The organism is Nesterenkonia sp. (genome assembly GCF_029265375.1).
Lineage (GTDB): Bacteria > Actinomycetota > Actinomycetes > Actinomycetales > Micrococcaceae > Nesterenkonia.
In genome coordinates, this window is sequence record NZ_JAJUJJ010000001.1 from 1 (window position 1) to 22294 (window position 22294).

A 22294-nucleotide genomic window follows, 5' to 3' on the forward strand; every position below is an offset into this window, starting at 1 on the left:
CAAAATGACGCTTCTATGCCTCCTGTCAAGCCATGCGAGTCTTCAGCTCTCGATAGAGGGCTCGGCAGATGTAGCGTTTCAGGCATCGTCGGATCTCTCGTTTGCTCAGCCCTTCGGCTTGTCTTCTGACCACGTACTCCCGAGTGGTGGGGTCGCAGCTCATGCGGGTGCGGGTGACGACATCGATAGCGCGGTTGAGCTGACGATCACCGGATCGTGAGAGTCGATGCCTGGTGGTGTTTCCAGAAGAGGCAGGCAGTGGTGAGATGCCACCGAGTGCCGCGAAGGCAGCTTCTGAACGGATCCGCCCGTGGTGGGAGTAGGCGGCGATGAGGATCGCTCCGGTGACTGGGCCGACCCCTTGAATCTCCTGGAGTCCTGGAGCCAAATGCTCGGTAAGCCGGGCGAGCTCTTGGTGATTTTTCTCCAGTAGATGAGTCTGTCCGAGGATGGCGGAGGCCAATCGTTTCGCTTCACTTCGTAGAGGCTCCACGGCAGGGTCCCTGCTGGTTCGCCATTTGGCGATAGCAGTGATCTGTTCGTCTTTGAGCGGCCGGCGGGCATCAACGCCCAGCTCGAAGCTGCGTAGCAGGGCGGTCAGGGCGTTGCGGTTGGCTGTGCGCTGCTGGTCGATCAATGATCGGGAGGACAGAAGCACACGCAGGGTTGCTCGTTCTCCGCAAGCGCGGGGGCGTGCAAGGGAGTCGACATTGCTGCCCAGTACACATCGTGCGGCGGATTCGGCGTCGATCGCGTCCGATTTTCCGGCGTGGGCATGATCTCGTTTAGGCCCTGGACGGACTTCGGCGACTTCGATTTCGGATGCGCGGAGGGAAGCGGTGATGCCTGCACCGTAGGAAGCGGTGCCTTCGACTGCTGCCAGTATGGTGCCGTTGTTCCCGCGCCGTTGGATCCAGCTGATCGCCCGCGCGTTACCGGGCTTTGAGGTCGGAAACTGAGCACTATCGACGATCGTGCCGGTGCGAGAATGGATCAGACAATAGGTGTGGGTCCGTGCATGGGTGTCGACACCGACGACGTAGTCGAAAGCTTCAACGACTGAAACCATCATCATCCTCCAAGGACATAGAGCGGATAAGGTCAGCCCGGCTCGTGGGGTCGCTCAGAGTCCACATCTGTAATGAGTCACGACCACTGTTTCGTTGGTGGTCGGACAGGCTTCTAATCAAGGCATCTGCGCGCAGAAGCCGAGCCCAGTCCAGCGCGGACACGTCATTTTCAAGACACCCCTTGAGCAGCTCAGGAGGGTCGGAAATACCCGGGGTCACGCACTGAGACTGAACTCAGCATCTCAGCCGGCCACAGGCTGGCCACTACCCATTACAGAAGTACCCGCTCGTACGTGACCTTGCCGCTGCCGGGGTGCCGGTGGCGGTGACCTGCCGGGTTCTGGGCTTCACCAAACAGGCCTTCTACAAATGGGCAGCCGCCCCGGTTTCTCAGCGGGATTGGGAGCAGGCTCACCTGCTCAACGCCGCAATTGATGTTCATGCTGATGACCCGGAGTTCGGGCACAGGTTCATCGCTGATGAGCTCGCCGCCGCCGGTTACCAAGCCTCTGAGCGGCGGGTGTGGCGGCTGTGCTCACAGCAGCAGATCTTCTCCGCCACCCAGCGCAAGGTCCGGAAGAAGCATAAGAAGCCAGGCCCGCCAGTCTGTGATGACCTGCTGGTGAGGGACTTCAGCGCCACCGCAGCCAACCAGAAGTGGTTGGTGGACATCACCGAACACCGCACCGGTGAGGGCAAGCTGTATCTGTGTGCGATTAAGGACGTCTTCAGCAACCGGATCGTGGGCTATGCCATCGATTCCAGGATGAAATCACGGCTGGCTGTGGCGGCCCTGTATGATGCTGTTTCCCGCCGCGGAGGCCCCTCAGAAGTGGCCGGATGCATTGTCCATTCGGATAGAGGGTCGCAATTTCGTTCACGGAAATTCCAGCGGGCACTGAAGGGATACGAGCTGGCCGGATCGATGGGCCGAGTCGGGGCTGCTGGAGACAACGCCGCGATGGAGAGCTTCTTCTCAACGCTGCAGAAAAACGTGCTCAACAGGCAGTCCTGGGCCACCCGCGCTCAGCTGCGAGCCCGGATCATCCACTGGATCGAAGCGACCTACCATCGTCGCCGCAGACAACGGAGGCTGGGTAAGCTGACTCCGGTCGAATACGAGACCGTTCACAAGGATGCCGTCGCCCTGGCGGCATAAACCCCACGGTCAACCAGACCTTCAGCAGACCCCGAGACAGACCGCACCCCGCCGGGCTACCGGTTCCGTGACTGGAACTGCAACGGCATCATCTACACCGAGCCCGAGCCGGTGATCACCTTGGGTGAGAACCAGAGTCTGACCTGCACAGTGACCAATGTGGCCGTGCAGTCCAGCCTCACCCTGGTCAAAGACGTTCAGGGAGGATCAGCCGACCCGTCCCTGTGGACCCTGCGCGCCATGGACGGCCCCACTCAGTTCCAGGGGCCGGCCAACTCTCCGGCGGTGACCAATATCCCGGTGCGCTCGGGCACCTATCGACTGGCGGAGCAGGGCGGCCCGGGGGCCTACGAGGAAGGCGACTGGCAGTGCCGCTACCAGGACCATCAGGGCAATACCGGCACCCTGCCGGTGAATGCTAATGATCAGATCAGCATCACACTGGATCAGCAGGTCACCTGCACGATCACCAACACCGCCGAAGCATCCTCCACCCAGCTCACACTGGTGAAAGAGGTCGACGACGACGTCGCCGGTCCGGTCCACGCCGCCGAGGACTTCACGCTGACTGCCTCCTCAGCGGGGCACACCATCAGCGGCGCCACCGGAGACCTGGAGGTCACCCACGCCGAGGTGGAGCCCGGCGCTGCCTATGAGCTCTCCGAATCCGGGCCCGCCGGCTATGCCGCTGATGGGTGGGACTGCACGGCCGATCAGGGAACGTTCGAGCTGCAGGACGGCGCAGTGACCCTCAGCTCCGGGGCTGATGTGACCTGCACAGTGACCAATGAATACACCGGCGGCTGGCTCACGCTGGTCAAAGAGGTGGAGGACAGCACTCGCCCGCCCGGCGACTGGGTGCTCTCCGCGGCCGGGGAAGGCGTGACCCTGGAGGGGAGCAGCGGCTCACCGGAGGTCACCCAGGTGCGAGTATCGGCTGGGGACTATGACCTGGCTGAGTCCGGCCCCACCGGCGGGGCAGACGCTGCCGACTATCTGACCTCCGGCTTCGTCTGCGACGGCGGTGCGCCCGGCTACAGCGTGAGCGTGGAGCCCGGTGAGGACGTCACCTGTGTGATCACCAATGTGCGTGACGCCTCACTGAGCCAGCTGACGCTGGCCAAAGAGGTGGACAACACCGGAGGCCGGCCGCTGGGCCCGCGCGCCTGGGGCCTGTCCGCCACCAGCGAGGACGGGCCCCGCATCGCGGGTCTGACCGGCTCCAGCACCGGCACCTACCGAATCGTCTCCCCGGGAACATACACCTTGGAGGAGAGCCCGGCGGGAGCCACCGACCCTGAGGTCGCAGCCCGCTATGAGACCGGCGAGTGGCAGTGCACCACAGCGTCCGGGGAGCAGCTGCCGGTCACCGATGACCTGCAGGTGGAGATCCCCGAGGGCGAGCAGGTGCGGTGCGCGGTGGAGAACACCTGGACCGGTTCCATCCTGACCGTCACCAAGAGCATCAGCGGCGACTACGGTTCCACTGACCCGGAGGATTGGGACTTGGCCGTCGACGACGCCGAGGGCGAGCTGGTGGCCGAGGGCAGCGGCGGAGGCGACCCGGATGGCGGCATCGTGGATATCCCTGTCGCTGCAGGCGACTACCAGCTGCGGGAGGTCTCCGGACCCGAGGGCTATGTGCTCGACGGGTTCACCTGTACCGGCGCCGAGGTCACCGAAGCGGGCGTGGTGAGCATCCCGCCCTCCTCCGAGGTGCAGGGCTCGGTGGTGAACACTGCCGTCATGCCGACCCTCACGCTGGTGAAGGACGTCGACAGCACCGGCGGCGGCAGCGCGGCCGCGGAGGACTTCGTCCTCATGGCCCGCGGCCCTGAGGACGCCGCCATCGCCGGGGCCAGCGGAGATCCCGAGGTCACCGAGGTGCCCCTGCCGCCGGGCGAGTACGTCTTCCGCGAGGAGGGCCCAGAAGGGTATGAGGAGTCCTGGTCCTGCAGCGGCGGGCAGTCGTGGGATCCGGATACCGGTACGGCGGTGATGGACTTCGGTGATGAGATGGTCTGCACCGCCACCAACACCTGGGCGGCAGGACCCACCGACCCGCCGAGCGAGCCGGAGCCCACGGACACTGAGACCGCGCCCAGCCCGACGGCGCCGACCCCCACGCCGTCTCCGACGGTGACTCCCACCGAGGAGCCTGAGCCCACGCCGAGCCCCACGGTGCCGACTCCCACCATCACCCATACTCCGACTCCCTCGGCGCCGGAGACCGCTCCGGAGCCGACCGTACCCACGCCGACGCCGACAGTGACTCCGACCGAAGAGCCTGAGCCGACCCCTGAGCCGACCGAACCCACCCCTGCGGTGCCCGGGGCTCCGGAACCCATCGGCACCATCGCGGTCACCAAAGCCGTCCAGGACCCCGACGGCGCGGTGCCGGCCGATGCCGTGTTCAGCTACAGCTGGCAGTGCACCCTGCCCGACGGAAGCGAGACCCCCGAGGAGGGAGAAGGCCACTTCGTCCTGACGCAGGGCGAGGTATGGAACTCCCCGGCACTTCCGGCCGGCACCACCTGCCTGGTGGAGGAGATCGATCCAGACCCGCTGCAGCATTACGGCTGGTTCACCTACAACGCTGTCGACGGCGGCTCCCCGAACCTCTCTGCCGCAGCAGAGCTCACAGTGGCCGCCGGGCAGCTGAGCTCTGCGGCCCACACGAATATCGCCGAGCCCACCGGCAATGACGAGGGTGCCCTGGCGATCACCAAGACCATCCAGGATCCCGACGGCGTCGTCGCAGAGGAGACCGAGTTCCTCTTCGACTGGCGGTGCCAGCTCCCGGACGGGACCATGCTGCCGGCTGAAGGGCGCGGCACCGTCGCACTGACCGCCGGACAGGTGTGGGTCTCTGAGCAGATTCCCCATGGGGCGCAGTGTGAGGTGGAGGAGGCCGAGCCGGCGCCGATCGAAGGGCACGACTGGTTCGTCTGGAACGCCGTGGACGGCGGTGACCCAGCCCTGGAGACCGACGCGTCCCTGGAGATCGTCGGCGGCGAGCTGACCTCGGCTGCCTACATCAATATCGCTGAGCCGGTCGCCCGGGCCGAGGGGCTTCTCACAGTCTCCAAGACCGTCCAGGACCCCGACGGCGTCGTGGATGAGGATGCGACCTTTGACTACGTCAGGGAATGCACCCAGCAGGCGCTGCCCGGGCCGAGCTCGGGAACCTTCTCCCTCAGCGATGGCCAGACGTGGCAGTCCGAGCTGCTGCCTGCCCACGCGGCCTGCACTGTGGAGGAGATCGCTCCGGCGAAGATCGAGGGCTATGACTGGTTCGTCTGGCGCGCCGCCGGCGAGGGCGAGCCGAGCCTGGACCCGACTGTGCAGATGGTGGTGCCGGAGGCGGACGTGGCTTCTGCGGCCTATACGAATATCGCCGCTGAGGTGCACTCGACGGCCCCGCCTCCGGAGCCTGAGCCCACCGAGACCACGCCTACAGTGCCGTCGCCGACCGAGACCACACCCACTGTTCCGGAGCCCACTGTGCCCACGGCCACTGTTCCGGAGCCTACTGAGGCCACACCCACCGTGCCGGGGACGATTGAGCCGACCGCTTCGCCTCCGGGGCAGACCGTGCCGCCGGAGGAGGAGACACCGGACTCACCGGCGGACTCGCCGACCGAGTCTGCAGGTGCTGTCCCGGGTGACGGCGGCGCGGCACCGGGAGACCCTGCGCCCGGAGACCCGGATGCCTCGCCGGGTGCTCCGGGGGCCACGGGTGCCACCGGTGGGGACGGCCTGGCGGTCACCGGCAGCTCGGCGGGTGCGGCGGCAGCTGCCGCACTGCTGGTGCTCGTCGCCGGCGGATTGGCCCTGTGGTCGGTGCGCAGCGCGCGGCCGCGCGGCTGATCGGCTACAGGCCGGCTGCCGACCGGATTCCCATCGCCAGGGAGATCAGCGCACCGGCGAAGGCCAGTGCGATCACGATGCGCCGAGCTGCGGTGTCGCTGACCCAGCGCCGCACGACTGTGCCGCCCCACAGCCCGACCAGGATGGCAAGCGCACAGCCGGCCCAGAACCACAGCGGAAAGGACGGCACCTCGTTGCCGCTGAAGATCAGCTTGGTCAGGAACCCGCCGGCGGACATCACCAGCCACAGCGGCTGAAGTGTGGCGGCGAATCCCCGGACTTCCCAGCGGGAGACCACCGCGTAGACCGTCATCGCCGGCCCTCCCACGCCGGCCAGAACGGTCCCGCCTCCGGTGCCCACCCCAGTGAGCACCCGGGTCCAGGGCCCGTCGACGGCCGCAGAGATTCTGCTGATGATCAGGGAGATGCTCAGCCCCAGCAGCACCAGGGAGGCCACCGCAATATAGAGGGGGCCCTGGGGGGAGGCGGCGGCCATCCAGCCGAACAGCGGCATCACTGCCAGGGAGACCGGCACGATGATCGCCAGCCTGCGCCATTGGATGTCCCTCCACACCATCGGCAGCATGAGGATCGGCGCGACGAGGCTGAGCACATTGGTCAGCATCACTCCGCCGTGGGGACCGATCATCACCACCAGGAAGGGTGCCATCATCATGGCGAAGCCCATGCCGGTCAGCCGCTGGAGGCCCGCTGCCAGGATGACCAGACCAATGATCGTGATCGCCATCAGCAGCTCACCGGACATGCCCACCTCACCATCTGTCAGACTCGGCGGGCGCCCTCGGCTCCGCCCGCAGGAGACCACACTACTCCTGGTCAGCGCCTTCTGCGCGGCGGCCAGCTAGAGCAGCCGGGCGCCGGGTGCCGGTCCGCTGACCGGGATGGCCCAGACGTCGGTGCGCTCCTGCAGGCCCGTGGCCAGCTGGGCGGCCGCGGCGGCGTCGCGGGCCAGGAACATGACGGTGGGTCCGGAGCCGGAGACCATCCCCTGCATCGCGCCTTCTGCCAGGCCGGAGTCCATCATGTCCTCCAGCGCCGGGACCAGCCGCACCGCCGGGGCCTGCAGGTCGTTGACCATCAGCGAGGCGATCGACTCGGCGTCGCCGGCGCTGACGGCGCGCACCAGATCGGGATCCAGCTCCGGCTGCTCGGCGGTCACCTGCAGCTCAGTGCGCATGTGGTCCAAGGTCCGGTAGACCTCCGGGGTGGCGAGCCCTGCGGAGGAGGGCACGATCACCAGGTGCAGCTCTCCGCGGCTGAGCAGCGGCGAGAGGTCTTCGCCGCGGCCCTGCCCCACAGCGGCGCCTCCCAGGATGCTGAACGGCACGTCTGCGCCCAGCTGGGCACCCAGCTCGGCCAGCTGCTCTTTGGTCAGCCCGGCCTCCCACAGGGCCGAGCAGGCCAGCAGCGCGGCCGCGGCGTCGGCCGAACCTCCGCCCATGCCTCCGGCGATGGGCACGTTCTTGGTGATGGTCAGGTCCACCCCGTAGCTGGGCCGCGGTCCGGCGTGCGGGAAGCTCAGTGTGGCGGCGTCGCGGGCCTGCAGGGTGCTGCGCAGCAGGTCTGCGGCCTGGTAGGCCAGATTCCGCTCATCCAGGGGGATCTCGGCGGTCACCCGGCGGCCCGTCTCGGCGTCGGTGTGCTCCACACTGGTGAACGCGGAGCGGTCGGACAGGCTGACGGTGATCGCGCCGTCCTCCCGGGGGGCGGCGGTGATCTCCTCAAACAGCGAGACGGCGAAGTAGAGGGTCGCCACATCGTGGTATCCGTCTGCGCGCAGCGGCCCCACACGCAGGCTCAGATTCACCTTCCCCGGGGCCAGGGCGGTGACGTGGCCGAAGAACTCACTGTCCCGCATAGCAGTCCACGGTAGCCCAGGTGACGGACATGGGGCTCCTCACACGCGGCGGTCTGCGGCCAGCGCGGCCGCGATCCGGGCGAAGGCGGTGACATCCAGGGTTTCCCCACGCGCCGAGGGGTCCACTCCGGCGGCCTCCAGAGCCTGCTGGGCCCGGCCCGGGGAGCCGGCCAAGGACGCCAGGGAGGCCCGCAGGGTCTTCCGTCGCTGCGCGAAGGCGGCGTCCACCACGGCGAACACCTCCTGGCGGGAGACGTTCGAGGCCGCAGGCTCGCGCCGGTGGAAGCGCACCAGACCAGAGGAGATGCGCGGCTCGGGCCAGAACACCTTCCTGCTCACCGTGCCGACCTTCTGCGCATCGGTGTCCCAGGCCAGCTTCACACTGGGCACTCCGTAGATCTTCGAGCCCGGCCGGGCGGCGAGCCGGTCGGCGACCTCCTCCTGGACCATCACCACCCCCCAGCTGAGGCTGGGCAGCGTCTGCAGCAGGTGCAGCACCACCGGCACCGCCACGTTATAGGGCAGGTTGGCCACCAGCACCTGGGCTCCCGGGGCCTGGTCGCCGGTCAGCTTCAGCGCATCCTGCTGCAGCACCTGCAGCGGGGCTGCCTGCGGCGGGCGCATCAGCGCCACCGTGTGCGGCAGCTGCTGCGCCAGGGCAGGGTCGATCTCCACGGCGGTGACCTGACCGGCCTCGTCCAGCAGCCCCAGGGTCAGGGACCCCAGCCCCGGCCCCACCTCCAGCACATGCTCCTCGCCGGTGAGTCCGGCTAGGGAGACGATCCGTCGGATGGTGTTGGGGTCGATCACAAAGTTCTGGCCCCACTGCTTGGTGGGGCGGATGCCCAACCCCTCAGCCAGGTTCCGGATGTGGGCGGCAGAGAGCAGCGGCCTATCCTGGCCGCCGGCGCCGCTGCGGGCTGAGGTGCCGGAGCCGGTCACAGCCACTGCCCGTAGGCCTGGTGCGTGTTGAGCATGACCTGCTGGCACAGCTGCTCCAGCCGGTCCTGCCGCACCTCGGCCATCACCCGCATGGTCTGCGGAATCATATAGGGAGCATTGGGCTGCCCCCGGTAAGGGTGGGGGGTCAAAAACGGCGAGTCGGTCTCCACCAGGATCAGCTGCGGGTCCGCGATGGCCAGCGCCTCCCTCAGCTGGTGGGAGTTCTTGAAGGTCACCGTGCCGGCGAAGCTCATGTACCAACCGTTCTCATTGCAGATCCTGGCCAGGTCCGCGTCTCCGGAGAAGCAGTGGAAGACCACGCTGTCGGGACGCTGCGGCGCGTCGGTGAGCACCTCCACCACATCGGCGTGGGCGTCACGGTCATGGATCTGCAGGGCGGTGCCGGCCTGGACTGCCAGCGCGATGTGGTCGTAGAAGCTGCGGCGCTGGTGGTCCCGGCCCCACTCGCCGGTGCGGAAATAGTCCAGTCCGGTCTCCCCGACGGCGACCACCTGGTCATCGCGGCTCAGCTCTGCGATGCGCGCCAGCGCCTGGTCGTAGCCGCCCTCGGCCAGCAGTCCTGGGGCGTCATTGGGGTGCAGTGCGACTGCGGCTTTGGCCCGGGCATCCTCCCCGGCTGCGCCCACGCAGAATTCGCTGCTGGGCACGTCGTATCCCACCAGCACCGCTCCGGCTACTCCGAGGGCCTCGGCGGCGTCGAGGTGGTCGGCTGTGCTGACCGCCACCAGGCCGTCCCGGAAGTCCAGGTGCGCGTGGTTGTCGATCACCGGGACCGGCAGCGGCTCCGGCGCCGGGGGGTACTGGAGACGGCGCGGCCGGCCGGAGGCCTCCTCGGCCGGGTCGCGGCGCGGTCCGGCAGGCTGCTCGGAGCTGCTGGGCCAACTGGGCAGATAGGCCGGTGGGGTGTGTCCGGGGGTGGCGGCGGCGTCGTTCACAACTGTGCAGTGTAGTGCGGGCCGGTGCTAGGGGGCATAGATTCGCTCCGCGGCGTCTGCGAAGTCCTCCAGCACTGCGTGCCGGATCAGCTTCATCGACGGCGTCAGGTGCCCGGAGCTTTCGGTGAGTTCGGCATCGAGCACTTCGAACGCCCGGATGGACTCGGCGCGGGAGACCTCCGTGTTGGCGGCGTCGACGGCGGCCTGCAGCTCGGCGCGCAGGGCGCGGGCGGCCTCGCGGTCCTGCAGGAGCTCGGTGAGGCTGAGCCGGCCCAGGCCTCTCTCCTGCGCCCAGCCCGCCAGCTGCTCGGCGTCGGGAAAGATCAGCGCGGAGACGAAGGGCCGGTTGTCCCCAAGCACCACCACCTGGCTCACCAGCCGGTGGGAGCGCACTGCCTCCTCCAGCGGCGCGGGTGAGACGTTCTTGCCTCCGGCGGTGACGATCAGCTCCTTCTTCCGGCCGGTGATGCGCAGGAATCCGTCCTCGTCCAGGGATCCGAGGTCGCCTGAGCGGAAGAACCCTTCGGCGTCGAAGACGTCCTGGCTGGCGTCGTCGTTGTGGTGGTATCCGGCGAAGACCACAGGTCCTTTGAGCAGGATCTCGCCGTCGGAGGCGATCCGCACAGTGCAGCCGGGCACCGGGAGTCCCACCGACCCGATGCGGGTGGCGCCGGGGATGTTCAGCGTGATCGGCGCGGTGGTCTCGGTCAGGCCGTATCCCTCTTGAATGGGCAGTCCGGCGCCGGTGAAGAAGTGGCCCAGCTCCGGGTTCAGCGGGGAGGCTCCGGAGACGATGTGGCTGACCTGGCCGCCGAGCTTCTCCCGCAGCGTGGAGTAGACGACGCGGGAGAAGGCGGCGTGCCGGGCGCGCAGCAGCGCCGATGGTCCGCTCCCGGTGCCGGACTGGGCGGCTTCGACGGCCTGTGAGTACTGCACCGCGGTGCGGCGGGCAGCCTCGAAGATCCGCCCGGCGCCCTTGGCCTCCGCGGCGGAGGCGGCCGCTTGATAGACCTTCTCCATCACGCGCGGGACTGCCAGCAGCCAGGTGGGCCGGAAGCTGGCGAGGTCCTGCAGCAGGGTGGAGGTGTCGCTGCTGTGCGCCACCTGGATCCCGCGCTGCAGGCACATCAGCTGTACAGCGCGGGCCAGCACATGCGCCAGCGGAAGGAACAGCAGCGTCCTGGATTCGCCGTCGCCGAGGATGTCCTCTGCGAAGGAGAGAATATTCGCCCCGCCTTCGGCGAGGTTGCGGTGGGTGATCTGCGCGCCCTTGGGCCGTCCGGTCGTGCCGGAGGTGTAGACCAGGGTGGCGACGTCGTCGGCGGCGGCGCTGGTGCGCGCCTGCTCCAGCTGATGGTCGGTGACCTCGGCGCCGCGGGCCGCGAGGCTCTCACGCTCTGCGGCGGATCCGATGGGCAGGATCTGCACGCTGGAGTCTCTGCCGAAGCTCATATTGGCGCCCGCCATGGCCCGGGAGGCCAGCTGCTCATCGCCGGCGAGCACCACCTGCGCGCCCGAGTCGGCCAGCAGATGAGCCACCTGGTGGGAGGAGGAGGTCTCATAGATCGGCACCGAGACCCCGCCGGCGAACCAGATCGCCTGGTCCACCGCCGCCCAGCCGTAGCTGGTCCGCGCCATGACCGCCACCCGATCACCCGGTTCGACTCCCAGGCCGATGAGACCTTTGGCCACAGCCCGGACCTCGGCCAGGAACTGGGTGACGGTGACGTCCACCCAGCCTCCGGCACCGTTGCGCACGGCGTAGACCCGGCAGCTGGGATCCCGCTCGGCCAGGGCGAGCACCCCGTCGGTGATGGTGGCGGAATCCTGGAGGCCGATCAGCTGCTCAGTGTGGCTTTCACGGATATCAGCGGTGGCAGAAGAGGTAGTCACCGGCTCAGTCTACCGGCGGTGACTGGCGGGCGCGGCGGCGCTCCACGGCGGCGTCGAACAGCTCGCTGGCGCTGACGCCGTGGGCGGCCCCGACTGCTTTGGCGGCCGCCTTGAGCCGCTCCCCCGCCTCTGCGCGGTCCACCACCTGCACGGCGAGCTCCTCGACGCTGGGGCCTTCTCCGTGGCCCGGTTCGGCATCGGCTCCTGCCAGCACCAGCACGTACTCTCCCCGGGCGGCAGTGCCGGCCAGCTCCTCGGCCAGTTCGCTGAGGCTGCCGCGGAGGACCTCCTCGTAGCGCTTGGTCAGCTCCCGGGCCACTGCGGCCTGCCGGCGGCCGCCGAGCTGCTGGGCCAGCTCAGCCACAGTGGCGGCGATGCGGTGCGGGGACTCGAACAGCACAATGGTCCACTCCTCACCGCGCAGCCGTTCAATCAGACGCGCGCGCAGGGCGGCTTTGCGGGGGAAGAATCCGGCGAAGGTGAACGCGTCGGTGGGCAGCCCGGACAGCGCCAATGCAGTGGTCACCGCGGAGGCTCCAGGCGCCACGGTGACGCCGACCCCGGCGGAGACCGCTGCGCTGATCAGCCGGTACCCCGGGTCGGAGACGGCGGGCATGCCCGCGTCAGAGACCACCAGCACCCGGGTGCCGGCCGCAGCCGCCTGAACCAGCTCGGCCGCCCGCGAGGCCTCATTGTGCTCATGCAGACTGACCAGCCGGCCGGTGGCTGTGATCTGCAGAGCCTGCAGCAGATGGCGGGTGCGCCGGGTGTCCTCGCAGGCGATGATCTCGGCGGTCTCCAGCAGCCGGCGGAGCCGGTCAGTGGTGTCCCCCAGGTTGCCGATCGGAGTGGCGGCCAGCACGATCGGCGCCTCCCACAGCGGGTCAGGCGCATCATCGGTGGTCATCTCAGTAGGATACCCAGGGTGAGTGCCGCTGCGACCGACACCGGGAACGCCGCAGGCCAGGCTGCGCCCTCGCCTGAGGCGATGCGGCGTCGCGAGCGGCTTCTGGACCGGCTGGGAGCCCGCCCGTACTCCCCAGGGCTGTGGGGCTGGCTGGTTCCGGCGCTGATGGCGGCTCTGGCCGCTGCGCTGCGGTTCACCGGGATCGGCAATCCCCATCAGCTGATCTTCGATGAGACCTACTACGCCAAGGACGCCTACGCGCTGCTGCAGGCCGGCTACGAGCTGGTCTGGCCGGAGGAGGCGGACGAGGACTTCCTGGCCGGCAATCCTCAGCCCAGCCAGGAGGGGGCCTATGTGGTGCATCCGCCGCTGGGCAAGTGGCTGATCGCTGTGGGGATCAGGCTCTTCGGCACGGAGACCGCCCTGGGGTGGCGGTTCTCCTCCGCGGTGGCGGGGACTCTGGGTGTGCTGCTGGTGGCGCTGATCGCCCAGCGCATGTTCCGGTCCGTGTTCCTCGGCGGGGTCGCCGGTGTGCTCACTGCCGTGGAGGGCCACCATCTGGTGATGTCGCGGGTCGCTCTGCTGGACATCTTCCTGATGCTGTGCGTGCTGGGGGCCTTCGGGGCGCTGATGGCAGACAGGTACCAGGGACGACGGCGGCTGGCGGCGTGGGCCGCCGAACAGGACCCGAATCGGGACGCCATGGGGCCGGTGCCGTGGTGGCGGCCTTGGCGCCTGACGGCCGGGGTGCTGCTGGGCTGCGCGGTGGCAGTCAAGCTCTCCGGTCTCGCCTTCCTGGCGGTCTTCGGACTGATGGTCCTGCTCTGGGACGCCCAGGCCCGCCGGCTGGTGGGGGTGCGCCGGTGGGTGAGGGCCGCGCTGGTCCGCGACGCCGTGCCGAGCGCGGTGACTGTGCTGCCGCTGGCGGCTGCTGCCTATGCGGCGTCCTGGAGCGGCTGGTTCGCCGGCTCCGGGGGGTGGGGGCGGACCTGGCATCTGGAGAACCCGGCGCAGGGACTGGCGCAGCTGGTGCCGGGTCCGCTGCGCTCGCTGTGGAACTATCACACCTCAGCTGCAGATTTTCACACCGGCTTGGACGCCGGCCACGAATACGCCTCCCACCCGTGGACCTGGGTGTTCATGGGACGTCCGGTATCCATGCACTACCAGGGCCTCAGCTTCGGTGAGGACTATGAGCACACCGGCGAGGTCTGTCAGGCCGAGTCCTGCTCCTCGGCGATCCTTGATGTGGCCAACCCGGTGATCTGGTGGGCCGGGGTGATCGCCCTGGTGATGGTGCTGCTGCTGTGGTGCGGCCGCAGGGACTGGCGATGGGGAGCGATCCTGACCGGCTTCGCCGCAGGGTGGGCCGTATGGCTGGCCTTCCCCGAACGCACCACGTTCTTCTTCTATACGATCAGCTTCCATCCTTTTGTGATGCTGGCCGTCACGGCTGCGGCCGCGATGGTGCTGCGCGCCGGCACCGCGCCTGCCGATGCGGCAGGGCGGATCCGCAGCGCTGCCGAGATCATCTCGGCCCGACAGCGCAATACAGTGTTGGTGCTGTGCTTCGTACTGCTGTCCGTGGCCGCCTCCGTGTTCTTCTGGCCGCTATGGACCGCAGAGCTGATTCCCTATGACCAGTGGCGACTGAGGATGTGGATGCAATCATGGATCTGAGCAGCACCGGGCCGACGCACTCCAAGGCTGAGCAGCGGCGGTGCGTTCGCCGGACCCGGGCAGCGCTGAGCGAGTACGTTCAGGCCGAGCGGGGCGCCGCCCTGGCCGAGGTTCTCACCGGTGAGATCTCTCCCGACTCGCTGGTGGCCGCCTATTTCCCCATGAGCGGGGAGCCTGATGTGATGCCGTTCCTGCTGGCCCATATCCGCCGCGGCGGCCGGGTCTGGCTGCCGGTGGTGGCCGACGTGGCAGCCCGGCGCCTGCAGTGGGCCGCCTGGGACCCGCAGACCCCGATGACCCGCCGGACCGCGATGCCGCTGCAGGAGCCCGCCGGCCCTCGGAAAGAGACCGCGGAGCTGCTCGACCATGCGCCCCTGGCGCTGCTGATCCCCGCCCTCGCGGTGGACACTGCCGGGGCCCGGCTAGGTCAGGGCGGTGGGTTCTACGACACCATGTTCGCCCAGCACCGGCAGCTGCAGCAGGTGCAGCGCCTGGCCGTGGTGCACCCCGAGGAGATCCTGCCGGCAGGCAGCTTTCCGGTGGAGGACCACGATCTGCGCACCCCGGCGGCGGCCACCTGGGAAGGGATCGTGCCGCTGGACGGAAGCAGGTGCGAGGCATCCGCGAGAGATTCGGTATAGAATTAGCACTCGATTCCGCCGAGTGCTAATCACCTCAGAGGAGCCAGATGCCTACTTACGCCTATGCCTGCAAAGACTGCGGCCACGCTTTCGACATTGTGCAGTCTTTTCACGAGGCTTCACTCACGCAGTGCCCGCAGTGCGAAGGCCGGCTGCGCAAGAAGTTCGGCAATGTGGGGGTGACCTTCAAAGGCTCGGGGTTCTACCGCACCGACTCGCGCAGCAGCTCCAGCGCCTCGGAGAGCAGCAGCTCCTCCAGCTCCTCCAGCTCGGAGACCTCGGCTGCCGCACCTGCCGCCGGCAGCTCCAGCTGATCCACCTGCTCACCGGGAGTCCTCACCCACCAGGCTCAGGTGCAGGCGCCCCTGGTGTCCTGCCTGGGCGATCTGCTCGGCCGTGCTGCTGTCCACTGCGAGTATCACCACATCCCGGGCTGCCGATGCGCCGCCGATCCAGTTCTCCGATTCGTCCTGCGGAATCCACAGGACCGGGGCGGCAGAAGCGATGCGCACCGGTGAGGCGTCAGCCTCGGGCGCCTCGGACGCAGCGGTGACATCCACCCGCTGACCGGGGCTGAGCAGCCCGATCATAGAGGCGTCGGCGGGACGGACCGGCACTGCCACCGTTCCAGGGTCATAACCCTCCAGCAGCCCGGGCCCCACCAGGTGAGAGGTATGCACCACGGCTCCAGCCGGCAGGGCTGCAGCTGCAGTGCGCCCCAGGAAGTCCTCCATACTGCCGGTGTGCTCATCGGGCACAGCCTCAGTATCCACCTGCACCTCCTCCAGCACGGCGGCGGTGAGCTGCTCCCCCACAGCCACCGGCTGGGTGACCCGCACCGCCGGGACCAGCTGGGCCTGACGGGATTCGGCGGCCAACAGAGCCGCCGCAGCTGCGCAGATCCCCAGCAGCAGCGCCACCGGGATGCGGAACCGACGCACCCAGCGGGAGAGGCCGCCAGGCTTGAGGCGTCGTCTGACCCGCGGCGGCCGGGACTGCGGCGGCCCGCCCCGCTCCGCGCCGGGCCCCCGACCGGTCGGCCCCCGCAGGGACTTCTGCCTGCGACGTCGCCGCTGGGTGCCCCCGGGTGCCTCTCCGGGCGATCGGGGCCGTCCGCGCCGCGTGGGCCGGCGGGGCACGAAGGGCACAGACGCGCTGCGGTCAGCCCGGCTGAGGCCCCCGCGCAGGTCCCGGCGCGAGCTGACAGGTGAGAGGATCTGGCTGCTCACCGCTGGCTCCCTTCAGCATCGATGGCTTCAGAGCGATTGAAGCCGCCGATGGCCACCAGGCACTGAGCATGCGCCCGGGCTGAAGACAATCGGGCGCGCCTCGGCTCGTCCGGGACCGTTGGGGAAAACTCGCCGTGGGAGAAAGACTGACGCTCACCAGTGCGGGGGGCGCTGGGACTTCAGCCAGTCGGCGTAGGCGTCCTGCTCGGCCTCAGGCTCCCGGGTCTCGTCCTGGTCCGCGGCAAGCGGATCGTAGACCTCTGCCTCCTGCTCCTCGGGCTGGCCGGAGGTTCCCGGCACGGTCACCCGGCGGTGGCGACGGCGGGCCATCGGCTACTCACTCTTCCACCGGCGCTGCTGCGGCGCCGGCCACTGCTTGTTCCTGCGGTGGGCATCCTCGTCGGCGGCGTCAGCGGCTCCGCCGAAGCGGACCGGCCCGGTGCTGCCGCTGAGCTGACCGCGCCCGCCCTGGGCGAACTCCGGGCCCTCTCCCAGGCCGACCAGCTCTGCGACCCGTTCAGTGGTGCCCCGCGGATCGGTGAACACTTCGATGGTCCACAGCACCAGGAACTGCCAACCCAGCTGAGTGAACCTCTCCGGGCGCAGCCGCGAGCGCTCCCGCACCGACAGCTCGGCGTAGCGGGACGTGCCGTCGGAGACCATGGCCACCGGCTTCACCTGGGACTCTGCGGCAGCTCGGCGCGGACAGGCGGCCAGGTCCAATGTGCCGCGGAAGCCGTCCTCCACGCGACCGCCGCGGGCACGGATCCGGTCCACCAGGTCCAGCACCAGCGGGTCGGTGACCTCGGGCGAGGCGCTGGGATTCGACGACTCCCCCGCCGCCAGGCGCAGCAGATCGCGGACCAGCAGCGCCCCGGACTGCAGCCGTGCCGGGTCCAGGTCCGCGGCCTGCACTGAGCTGACCAGCGTCAGACGGCCGCGAGCCCGGGTCACCGCCTGAGCGAAGTACTCCGTGCCGCGCGGCCCGGAGAGTTCGCCCATCTCATGGGCAGCCTCGCCTTTAACCGAGGTTCCGAAGCCCAAGGAGAAGATGACGTCGTCGCGCACCACCCCATGGGCACGCTCCACCGGGGCGACAACGAACCGCTCCCCGGTGCCGACACCGGCGGCACCGGCGCCGGATCCTCCCGGCACTCCGGCTGCCCCGTGCTCGAAGAACGGAACCGCCCAGGGATGATTGGCCAGGTGGACCCGGATGGCATCGGCCACCCGCTTGGCGTGCCATTCGGAGCCGGTGATCACCGCCAGCGACCGGTTCCGGTGGGACCGGACGTGCTCAAAGACCAGATCCACCACGCGGTTGACCTCAGCGGTCGGGGACTCCACGGGCTCCCGGCCGGAGCCTTCTGTGACGGCCTGCAGACTGAGCCTGCGCCCCTGACCGGTCAGCTGAGCGGCATCCGGCAGGCGCAGCAGCTGACCCTCATAGAGCGCCTCGGAGATCAGCTCGGTCAGCTCCTGGTCCACCCCGCGGTGGATATGACGCAGCCGGTACTCCGGAAGGATGCGCGCCAGCTGGCTGTACACCGATTCGGGGACCTGCGCCTCGGCCTCGCGGGCGATCGGATCGGCAGAGACCGTCATAAGCTTCGGCGCTCCGGAGACCGGATCCCCGAATGCCACCACCTGCTCGGCGCGGGAGACCGCGCCCAGGGCGGCCGGGACGGCCAGGGTCTCGGCGTCGAGCAGCAGCACCGTGTCGAAGCTGGGCGGGGTCTGCGGGCCGGACGGGAACTGGGCCGCCAGACCCAGCGGTGAGGTGGTCCAGATCGGCACCAGCGGCTGGGTGATCTCCCGGGCCACCGACTCCAGCGCCTGCACTGTGGGTGCGGCGTCGCGCAGCAGGCTGCGCAGGTGTGCGGCGGCCTCGGGGTGCTCCTCAATCGCTGATTTCCACCGAACTGCCAGAGTGTGGCTGAGCCGCTGGGCGCCGGATTCAATATGCGCTGCATCCGCGGACCGGAAGGTCTCCTCAATGCTTCGCAGGTTCTCCCCGGTGGTCATCGCCAGATACTCATCACCGGAGATCATCGCCTCCAGTGCCGACTGCCACCAGGCCAGCTCCAGCTCGTCGGCCACCTGCGCGGCCGGGACCTGGCGCCGGGCGAAGTCGTCGAGCAGCTCCCCGAAGCCCTGCTCGCGCAGCTGCTCAGCCAGCAGCGTGCGCTCGGGCAGCGTGTGCAGCGAGCGCTCATCCTCGGCGAGGGTCTCCACCACCTGCATCAGTTCTTCCACCGGCAGGTCATAGAGGGTCCGTCCGTCCTGGAGCGGGCGCAGGACGGCGACCAGTTTGTCCAGGCGGGACTGGACCTCACCGATGTGGTTGACCAGTCGGTCCAGGTTCCGCGGCACCTTCGGCAGCGAGTTCTGGGACTCGCTGGTCCACTTCATCCACTCCTCACGCTCAGACTGGACGTCCAGCAGCGAGGCGTGCAGGTCATTGATGGAGACCCCGGGGCGGATGTATTCCTTGGCCACCCTCCGCAGCCGCGACCGCGCCATGGAGCTCATCTCCACATTGTTCTGGCGCCTCCACCATCCCGGTGCGGTGGCGGCGATCAGGTCGTCGACGTCGCGGGCGTAGACGTCGTGGCTGAACCGTCCCAGCGACTCCTGGACCCGCTGGAACAGCAGCATCTGAGCGTGCCAGTCGGCGAAGGAGCTTCCGGGGGTGACCTCCACCTGCTCGCAGGCGGTGCGGATCTTCTCCCAGCAGTCCGGAAGCTCCTCGCGCAGCCGCTTCACCAGCGCGTGGGCGTCGTTGGTCTCCTGGCGGTTGGACAGCTGCGCTCCGAACCAGGGGCTGCGCCGAGTGGTCTCCGAGAACTCCCCCAGCTCTGCGATCCGCTTCAGCTTCACCGAGACCTGGCTGCGGTCCACAGTGTTGTCCAGCACGGAGCGCTTCAGCCGCACGCTGGTGCCCGGGGCGGGATTCAGGGAGGTCAGGGCTGCCAGGGCCTGCATCGCCTGGTAGGGAGAGCACTTCCACCGCTGCCGGACCTTGTGGAGGCTGGCGACGTGGTCGCGCAGCTGGTGGCGGGCTTCGGTCAGTCGCTTGTGCACGGATCCCAGGCGGGGCGGCTCAGCCCGTTCAGCGCGTTTGATCGCGCGGATGACTTGGCTGCGCAGCTGCTCCGGCGCTGCCTGGGCCGGCACGTGGACGGCCAGCGTGCCGACCTTGGCTGCCGAGAGGCGTGCGCTGAACTCGGCGAGCGTGTCAGCCCGTTCGGCGATGACCAGCACGCGCTTGCCCTGCCAGGCCAGGCCGGCGGCGGCATTGACTGCTGTCTGGGTCTGTCCGGAGCCCGGCGGGGTGGAGACCACGGCGGAGACGCCCGAGAGGATGGCGTCCAGGGCCGCCTGCTGGTCGGTGTCGGCGTCGGTGACCAGCCGCTCCTGCCCCGGTGCCCGCTCGTCCAGCGGCTCCAGCTGGGCGCAGGTGCTCAGCGCCTCGGTCTGGTCCAGCGGCTCGGAGGAGGCCAGGTGCTTCAGTACGGGGTGCTCGGTGTTCAGCGCCTGCGGATTTCCCAGGTCCGCCAGGTCGGCGAAGGTGGAGACGTAGAGCTGCTTCCACACCTGCAGGGAGGCCAGCGGCGAGTCAGCGTCCACCTCGGCCACGCCGGCGGCGATGCGGGTCATCAGCTCCGCAGTGCGTGCCGCGTCGAACCGGGCGGTGGCGTAGCCGGCCTGATGGAACTCCAACGAATCCAGGGTGACGCCGTGATGGGTGCTCAGGTGCCGCTGCAGTGCGGGGTTCAGCCCGGCGGCCGCAGTGAACTGCAGCTCATAGTCGTAAGTGTCGGACCGGGTGCGCAGCGAGATCGGAATGAGCATCAGCGGCGCGGTGTACACCGAGCTGCCGGCGTCGGAGGTCTCGGTCCAGGAGGCGATGCCGGCGGCCAGGTAGCCGACCTCGATGCCGCGCTCCTCGCGCATCTCACGCACTTTGGCTCGGATATTGGCCGCCGCCCGTGCGCCGGCCTCGAATGCTCCGGGCTCGTTGAGCAGGGTGGAGAGCCGGGTGCGGCGTCCGCCCAGCAGCTGCATCAGTCCCGAGGCGTTGGCCTCGGTGAGGTCGATCGCGTTGTGCTGGCTGGGGGTGAAGCGCAGCATGGTGTCGTTCTCAGTCCCGGTGCCCAGCGACTCCACCCAGGAGAGCACCGGAGCGGTGGTGTGCTGCGAGTCCTGCACATCCGCGGTATCCGGATTCTCAGCGGAGTCGGCGGCCGGGGCTGCCGCCGGGCTGGCGGCTGAGCCCGGACTGGATGGGCTGTCGGCCGAGTCTGGGCTGGACGGAGACGGGCTGGAGGCCGATTCGCCGCTGGCCGGCGTTCCTGGACTCGCGGCGGAGTCCGCGCCGGCCCGCGCGGACTCGCTGCGGTCCTGCTCGGCGGGCTCGAAATCCTCGTGCACAGGGCTCTCTGCCGACGCTGCGGACGTTCTGTCAGTCACCGAATCCCTCCACGACACTTACCAGGTCTGAGGGAAGATTACCGTCACTCCCACTCGATCGTCCCGGGGGGTTTCGAGGTCACGTCGAGGGTTACCCGGTTGACCTCCTCCACCTCATTGGTGATGCGGGTGGAGATGGTGGCCAGCAGGTCATAAGGCAGCCGGGACCAGTCGGCCGTCATAGCGTCCTCTGAGGAGACCGGACGCAGCACCACAGGGTGGCCGTAGGTGCGGCCGTCGCCCTGCACCCCTACTGAGCGGACATCTGCCAGCAGCACCACCGGCATCTGCCAGACCTCAGCATCCAGCCCCGAGCGGGTCAGCTCTTCCCGGGCGATGGCGTCGGCCCGGCGCAGAATCTCCAGCCGCTGCTCGGTGATGTCTCCGATGATCCGGATGGCCAGGCCCGGCCCGGGGAAGGGATGGCGCTGCACGATCTCCGGCGGCAGCCCCAGCTCAGCGCCGACGGCGCGCACCTCGTCCTTGAACAGGGCGCGCAGCGGTTCGATGAGTTTGAACTGCATATCCTCAGGCAGCCCGCCCACATTGTGGTGAGATTTGATGTTGGCAGCGCCCTCTCCCCCGCCGGATTCGACGACGTCTGGGTAGAGAGTCCCCTGCACCAGGTACTCCACGCGAGCGCCCTCGGCGGCGGCTTCGGCCAGCACAGCCTGTTCGGCGTCCTCGAAGGCGCGGATGAACTCGCGGCCGATGATCTTCCGCTTCTGCTCCGGGTCGGAGACTCCGGCGAGCGCCTCGAGGAACCTCTCCGCCTCCCGCGCGACGTGCAGCTTCGCTCCGGTGGCGGCCACGAAGTCGCGCTCCACCTGTTCGGCCTCTCCCTCGCGCAGCAGTCCGTGATCGACGAACACGCAGGTCAGCTGGTCACCGATGGCCTTCTGGACCAGGGCCGCGGCGACGGCGGAGTCCACCCCGCCGGAGAGGCCGCAGATCACCCGGGCGTCGCCGACCTGCTCGCGGATGGCGGCAACCTGCTCATCGACGATATTGCCGGTGGTCCATTCCGGCTTCAGGCCCGCCCCTTCGTAGAGGAAGTTCTCAATCAGCCGCTGCCCCTGCGGGGAGTGCTTGACCTCTGGGTGCCACTGCACGCCGTAGAGGCGCCGGGTCTCATCGGCGAAGCAGGCCACCGGCGCGGCGTCGGAGGCGGCGAGCACCTCGAAGCCTTCCGGCGCCGCGGTGACGGCATCCCCATGGCTCATCCACGTGGTCTGGACCGAATCGGTGCCGCCGAGCAGCCCGTGGGGGGCGGTGGTGGCGCGCACCTGGGTCTTGCCGTATTCGCGCTCTCCGGTGCGGGCCACCTCGCCGCCGAGGGCGTAGGCCATCGCCTGGAAGCCGTAGCAGATGCCCAGCACGGGGACTCCGGCTTCGAAGAGCTCAGCATCGACTCGCGGGGCGCCCTCGGCGTAGACGCTGGAGGGGCCGCCGGAGAGAATCACCGCGGCCGGCTTCCGGGCGAGGATCTGCTCAGCGGTGAGAGTGTGCGGCACCACCTCGGAGTACACGCGGGCCTCGCGGACCCGGCGGGCGATCAGCTGGGCGTACTGGGCGCCGTAATCGACCACCAGCAC

Annotated in this window: 15 protein-coding genes and 2 pseudogenes; 5 read left to right on the top strand and 12 right to left on the bottom strand. The window is 68.9% G+C overall.

Translation table 11 applies throughout. The features are described 5' to 3' along the window. Nucleotides 1-25: 25 nt before the first annotated feature. Nucleotides 26-1069: an IS110 family transposase gene (locus Q1K09_RS00005; RefSeq protein ID WP_300342394.1), complete on the bottom strand. Its 1044-nt coding sequence runs from the start codon at nucleotides 1067-1069 to the stop codon at nucleotides 26-28. Nucleotides 1070-1350: 281 nt separating this feature from the next. On the opposite strand from Q1K09_RS00005, the pseudogene Q1K09_RS00010 reads away from it, so the two are divergent. Continuing rightward, nucleotides 1351-2229: pseudogene (locus tag Q1K09_RS00010) on the top strand (IS3 family transposase); the annotation flags it as partial. Nucleotides 2230-2340: 111 nt separating this feature from the next. Next, on the top strand, nucleotides 2341-6099 hold the full coding sequence (locus tag Q1K09_RS00015) for a DUF5979 domain-containing protein (RefSeq protein ID WP_300342114.1): 3759 nt from the start codon (nucleotides 2341-2343) through the stop codon (nucleotides 6097-6099). A gap of 4 nt (nucleotides 6100-6103) precedes the next feature. Here the strand turns inward: Q1K09_RS00015 and Q1K09_RS00020 are convergent, their stop codons facing one another. The 6 genes from Q1K09_RS00020 to rsmI form a co-directional block, all read right to left on the bottom strand. Further along, nucleotides 6104-6865, bottom strand: a complete 762-nt coding sequence (locus Q1K09_RS00020; RefSeq protein ID WP_300342116.1) for a TSUP family transporter — start codon at nucleotides 6863-6865, stop codon at nucleotides 6104-6106. Nucleotides 6866-6961: 96 nt separating this feature from the next. Next, a complete protein-coding gene (locus tag Q1K09_RS00025) occupies nucleotides 6962-7978 on the bottom strand; it encodes a 4-(cytidine 5'-diphospho)-2-C-methyl-D-erythritol kinase (protein WP_300342119.1) in 1017 nt (338 codons plus the stop codon). Between the two features lie 39 nt (nucleotides 7979-8017). Next, complete coding sequence (gene rsmA / locus Q1K09_RS00030) at nucleotides 8018-8926, bottom strand: 16S rRNA (adenine(1518)-N(6)/adenine(1519)-N(6))-dimethyltransferase RsmA (RefSeq protein ID WP_300342121.1); 909 nt, start codon at nucleotides 8924-8926, stop codon at nucleotides 8018-8020. Further along, a complete protein-coding gene (locus Q1K09_RS00035) occupies nucleotides 8917-9876 on the bottom strand; it encodes a TatD family hydrolase (RefSeq protein WP_300342124.1) in 960 nt (319 codons plus the stop codon). The genes rsmA and Q1K09_RS00035 overlap by 10 nt, the downstream gene beginning before the upstream one ends. A gap of 27 nt (nucleotides 9877-9903) precedes the next feature. Beyond that, nucleotides 9904-11769, bottom strand: coding sequence for a long-chain fatty acid--CoA ligase (locus Q1K09_RS00040; protein WP_300342127.1), 1866 nt, complete (start codon nucleotides 11767-11769; stop codon nucleotides 9904-9906). 4 nt (nucleotides 11770-11773) lie between these two features. Then, on the bottom strand, nucleotides 11774-12676 hold the full coding sequence (rsmI, locus tag Q1K09_RS00045; RefSeq protein ID WP_300342130.1) for a 16S rRNA (cytidine(1402)-2'-O)-methyltransferase: 903 nt from the start codon (nucleotides 12674-12676) through the stop codon (nucleotides 11774-11776). Nucleotides 12677-12694: 18 nt separating this feature from the next. Here rsmI and Q1K09_RS00050 point away from each other — a divergent pair, with 18 nt between their 5' ends. The 3 genes and pseudogenes from Q1K09_RS00050 to Q1K09_RS13030 all read left to right on the top strand — a co-directional run. Then, a complete protein-coding gene (locus Q1K09_RS00050; protein WP_300342132.1) occupies nucleotides 12695-14356 on the top strand; it encodes a phospholipid carrier-dependent glycosyltransferase in 1662 nt (553 codons plus the stop codon). Then, nucleotides 14347-14997 (top strand): 5-formyltetrahydrofolate cyclo-ligase, encoded by a 651-nt coding sequence (locus Q1K09_RS00055; RefSeq protein ID WP_300342135.1) that lies wholly within the window; start codon nucleotides 14347-14349, stop codon nucleotides 14995-14997. Before Q1K09_RS00050 ends, Q1K09_RS00055 begins: the two co-directional genes overlap by 10 nt. Before the next feature lie 47 nt (nucleotides 14998-15044). Then, nucleotides 15045-15185: pseudogene (locus tag Q1K09_RS13030) on the top strand (FmdB family zinc ribbon protein); the annotation flags it as partial. 14 nt (nucleotides 15186-15199) lie between these two features. Here the strand turns inward: Q1K09_RS13030 and Q1K09_RS13035 are convergent. The 5 genes from Q1K09_RS13035 to guaA form a co-directional block, all read right to left on the bottom strand. After that, nucleotides 15200-15337, bottom strand: coding sequence for a hypothetical protein (locus Q1K09_RS13035; RefSeq protein ID WP_366908802.1), 138 nt, complete (start codon nucleotides 15335-15337; stop codon nucleotides 15200-15202). Beyond that, a complete protein-coding gene (gene cpaB / locus Q1K09_RS00065) occupies nucleotides 15321-16226 on the bottom strand; it encodes a Flp pilus assembly protein CpaB (RefSeq protein ID WP_300342139.1) in 906 nt (301 codons plus the stop codon). Before cpaB ends, Q1K09_RS13035 begins: the two co-directional genes overlap by 17 nt. 153 nt (nucleotides 16227-16379) lie before the next feature. Then, the gene (locus tag Q1K09_RS00070) at nucleotides 16380-16556 is read right to left on the bottom strand and encodes a hypothetical protein (protein ID WP_300342141.1); all 177 of its coding nucleotides are present in this window, start codon (nucleotides 16554-16556) and stop codon (nucleotides 16380-16382) included. 3 nt (nucleotides 16557-16559) lie between these two features. Continuing rightward, nucleotides 16560-20699, bottom strand: coding sequence for a DUF4011 domain-containing protein (locus tag Q1K09_RS00075; protein WP_300342143.1), 4140 nt, complete (start codon nucleotides 20697-20699; stop codon nucleotides 16560-16562). A 44-nt stretch (nucleotides 20700-20743) separates the two neighbouring features. Continuing rightward, entirely contained in the window at nucleotides 20744-22294 is a 1551-nt protein-coding gene (gene guaA / locus Q1K09_RS00080; protein WP_300342396.1) for a glutamine-hydrolyzing GMP synthase, read from the bottom strand.

Coding starts and splice junctions, on each gene's coding strand:
- Q1K09_RS00025 (WP_300342119.1), bottom strand. CDS start 7,978: ATGCGGGACAGTGAGTTCTTCGGCCACGTCACCGCCCTGGCCCCGGGG.
- Q1K09_RS00005 (WP_300342394.1), bottom strand. CDS start 1,069: ATGGTTTCAGTCGTTGAAGCTTTCGACTACGTCGTCGGTGTCGACACC.
- Q1K09_RS00070 (WP_300342141.1), bottom strand. CDS start 16,556: ATGGCCCGCCGTCGCCACCGCCGGGTGACCGTGCCGGGAACCTCCGGC.
- Q1K09_RS00055 (WP_300342135.1), top strand. CDS start 14,347: ATGGATCTGAGCAGCACCGGGCCGACGCACTCCAAGGCTGAGCAGCGG.
- Q1K09_RS00020 (WP_300342116.1), bottom strand. CDS start 6,865: ATGTCCGGTGAGCTGCTGATGGCGATCACGATCATTGGTCTGGTCATC.
- rsmI (WP_300342130.1), bottom strand. CDS start 12,676: ATGACCACCGATGATGCGCCTGACCCGCTGTGGGAGGCGCCGATCGTG.